At 65.3% G+C, this 3,417-nt stretch carries 2 protein-coding genes and 1 pseudogene; all 3 read left to right on the top strand.

Annotation, left to right across the window (positions count from 1 at the left end; genetic code table 11):
- On the top strand, positions 1–2,037 hold a 2,037-nt coding region (locus VMR39_RS15770; RefSeq protein ID WP_325416890.1), incomplete at its 5' end, for a DEAD/DEAH box helicase.
- 2 nt (positions 2,038–2,039) lie between these two features.
- A complete protein-coding gene (locus VMR39_RS15765) occupies positions 2,040–2,984 on the top strand; it encodes an NAD(P)/FAD-dependent oxidoreductase (protein WP_325416889.1) in 945 nt (314 codons plus the stop codon).
- 126 nt (positions 2,985–3,110) lie between these two features.
- Positions 3,111–3,417, top strand: a pseudogene (locus VMR39_RS15760) (hypothetical protein); the annotation flags it as partial.

Raw genomic sequence — 3,417 nt, 5'->3', positions numbered from 1 at the left:
GCAGCCGCCGACCTTCTGGGCAGCCACGCGCTGATCGGCGAGGCGCCGAGACAGGGTTCGGCGGCTCTGGCGCTCAGCGGCGGAGATATTCGCGCAGGCGACATCGTCGTGCATGAGGATCATGGCGTCGCCAAGGTCGTCGGCCTTGAACCGGCCCCTGTCGCGCCCGCGAGCGAGGCGATCGCCCTTGAATATGCGGACGGGCACCGGCGGCTGGTGCCGGTGCAGGAGGCGGGCCGCATCTGGCGCTATGGCGCGGATGCGGACGGGGTGCCGCTCGACCGGCTCGACGGGTCCAGCTGGCAGAAACGCCGCGCTTCCATCGACGAAACGACCGCTGCCGCAGCGCGGGAACTGACGGCACTGGCGCACGAGCGCAGGGGGCTACAGGTGCCGCGCATCGATCCCGACCCAGCCCAATACGAGCGTTTCAGCGCCACCTTCCCCTTCAACGAAACCGCCGATCAGGCCAAGGCGATTGCCGCCGTGCGCGACGATCTGGCCAGCGGACGGCCGATGGACCGGCTGGTGATCGGGGACGTAGGCTATGGCAAGACGGAAGTCGCGCTGCGCGCCGCCGCGCTGGCGGCGCTCGCCGGTTATCAGGTCATATTGGCCGCGCCCACGACCGTGTTGGTGCGCCAGCATATCGAGACGTTCGAGCGGCGCTTCGCCGGGACGGGGGTGACGATCGGCGCCTTGTCGCGTCTGTCGGGCGCGGCTGAGAAGAAGACGGTGAAGGCCGGGCTTGCCGACGGATCCATCCAGATCGTGATCGGCACGGGCGCGGTCATGAACAAGGATGTGCGCTATGTGAATGTCGGACTCGTCATCATTGATGAGGAGCAGCGCTTCGGCGCCGCCGACAAGGCCCGGCTGCGCGGCCGGCCCGACATTCACTTGCTGGCGATGAGCGCCACGCCCATTCCCCGAACGCTACATCGCGCCATGATCGGGCTTCAGCAGATGTCCGTGATCGCTACCCCCCCGGCGCGGCGTCAGCCGATCCGCACCAGCCTTGTCGCTCTGGACGACGGCATGATCCGCACCGCTCTGTTGCGCGAGCGTTCGCGGGGCGGGCAAAGCTTCGTCGTGGTGCCGCGCATCGATGATCTCGCGCCTTTTTCGCAGCGTCTGCGCCGTCTCGTTCCCGACTTCGACCTAATTGAGGCGCACGGCAGGATGCCCGTCGCGCAGATCGATGAGGCCATGGTCCGCTTCGCAGGCGGCGATGGCGACGTGCTACTGGCCACCAATATCATCGAGGCTGGCCTCGACGTGCCCCGCGCCAACACGATGATCGTATGGCGGGCCGATCGGTTCGGGTTGGCGCAGCTTCATCAACTGCGCGGGCGCGTCGGTCGAGGCAACCGACGGGGGCAGGTCATCCTGCTGACCGAGGGCGAGAAGATAGCCGAACGAAGCATGAGGCGGCTTCGCACACTGACCAGCCACGACCGGCTCGGCGCGGGGTTCGAGATCAGCGCGGCCGATCTCGACCAGCGTGGCAGCGGCGATCCTCTGACCGACACGCAGGCCGGTCATATGAAGCTGGTTGGCGTCGACCTTTATCAGCATCTGTTCGGAGCGGCGCTCAAGCAGGCGCGCGGCGAAGACACGGCGCTTTGGCTGCCTGAATTGAACATCGGCGATACGGGCGCTCTGCCCGCCGACTGGATACCCGATGCCGACATTCGTCTCGGGCTTTATATCCGGCTTGCGCGGGTGCGCGATGAGACGGAACTGGGCGCTCTGGAACAGGAAATGGCCGATCGCTTCGGCTCGCTGCCTCCAGCTGCTGAAGCGTTGGCGGCCGCAGCGAGGATTGGCATCCTTGCGCGCCTTGCAGGCATCGCCCGGATCGACGCAGGCCCCGCCGCGATCGCGCTGACTCCGCGACAGGACGGCGTGCCGCCTGATGGCGCGGGGTTTGAAGCCAAGGACGGCCGCTGGCTGTTGCAGGAAAGGACCGAGGATGACGCGCGTGTCACGCGGGTGATGGCGCTGCTCGAAACGCTGGTGGTGGCGGCGGCTTGATCATGGCGCAGCGCGACGCTTCCGAGCCTTTGCCCTGCGATCCATTAGACTGTTTGGTGGTCGGCGCCGGGCCAGCCGGGCTGACGGCGGCGATCTACCTTGCGCGGTTCAGGCTGTCCATCGGCATCGTCGATGCGGGGAAAAGCCGCGCCGCGCTGATCCCGCGCACCCACAATCACGCCGGCTTCCCCGGCGGCATTCCCGGTAAAGAGCTGCTCGCCCGGATGCGCCAGCAGGCCGCCGGTTTCGGCGCATCCGTCCGCACCGGCACGGTCGATGTGCTGACCCGCGAAGGCGAGTTGCTGGTCGCGCATCTGGGAGAGGAACGCCTGTCGGCCCGCAGCGTGCTGCTCGCGACGGGGGTGGTCAACAACGCGCCCAACATCGCGCCCGATGCTCACGACGCGGCGGTGGAAAAGGGGCTGCTGCGCTATTGCCCGATCTGCGACGGCTATGAGGTGACGGACAAACGGATCGCGGTGATCGGCACGAACCGCCATGGCTGCAATGAAGCGATCTTCCTGCGCATGTACTCACGCACCATCACCCTGATCGCGCCGGACGGCGACCATGCGCTGAACGATGAAGAACGGGTATTGCTGCGGCAGGCGGATATCGCGCTCCTGAGCGGCCCTTGCGGCCCCATGCGCATCGAAGGGAACCGGATAATCGTTCCGGCTGCCGAAGGCGATGTGTGCTTCGACACCGTCTATCCCGCCCTGGGATCGGTCATCCGTTCCGAACTTGCTACGATGTTGGGCGCGGATGCGACCGACGATGGGTGCCTTGTGGTCGACAGCCATCAGCGGACAAGCGTGCCGGGTCTCTACGCCGCTGGCGATGTCGCCAAAGGGCTGGACCAGATCAGCCACGCCATGGGCGAGGCGGGCGTCGCCGCCACGACCATCCGCAACGATCTTGCTGCCCGTCGGCGGTTGGTTCGCTGAACCTACCCGGTCGCGCCGTGAACTGATTTAAGTTACTGTCAATTGTATCGCCCGTCTTTAATTGAGCATCCAAATCCGGATGGCAACATTATCCGTCAAGCCTGAGAAAAAGGACGTTTCGAGTAGATGACCGAGCTTGCCGACATATTCCCCGGTTCAAGCGATATGGCCAAGGCAATGCGCGTCCATGATTGGAATTCGACGCCGCTTGGCCCGGTGGAGCAATGGCCCGGCGCCCTGCGAATACCGATCAATATGCTGCTTACCACCCGGTTCGAAATGTGGCTCGGCTGGGGTCCGGATCTGCGTTTCTTTTACAATGACGCCTATATCCCCACATTGGGTGTCAAGCATCCCAGCATGTTGGGCCGCCCCTTTCGTGAAGTCTGGTCCGAAGTCTATGAGGATGTGGCCGATCAGGTCGATCAGGTTC

This window comes from Sphingobium sp. (genome assembly GCF_035511395.1).
In the GTDB taxonomy this organism is placed as follows: Bacteria; Pseudomonadota; Alphaproteobacteria; order Sphingomonadales; family Sphingomonadaceae; genus Sphingobium.
This window is presented reverse-complemented; position numbering and strand designations above follow the sequence as displayed.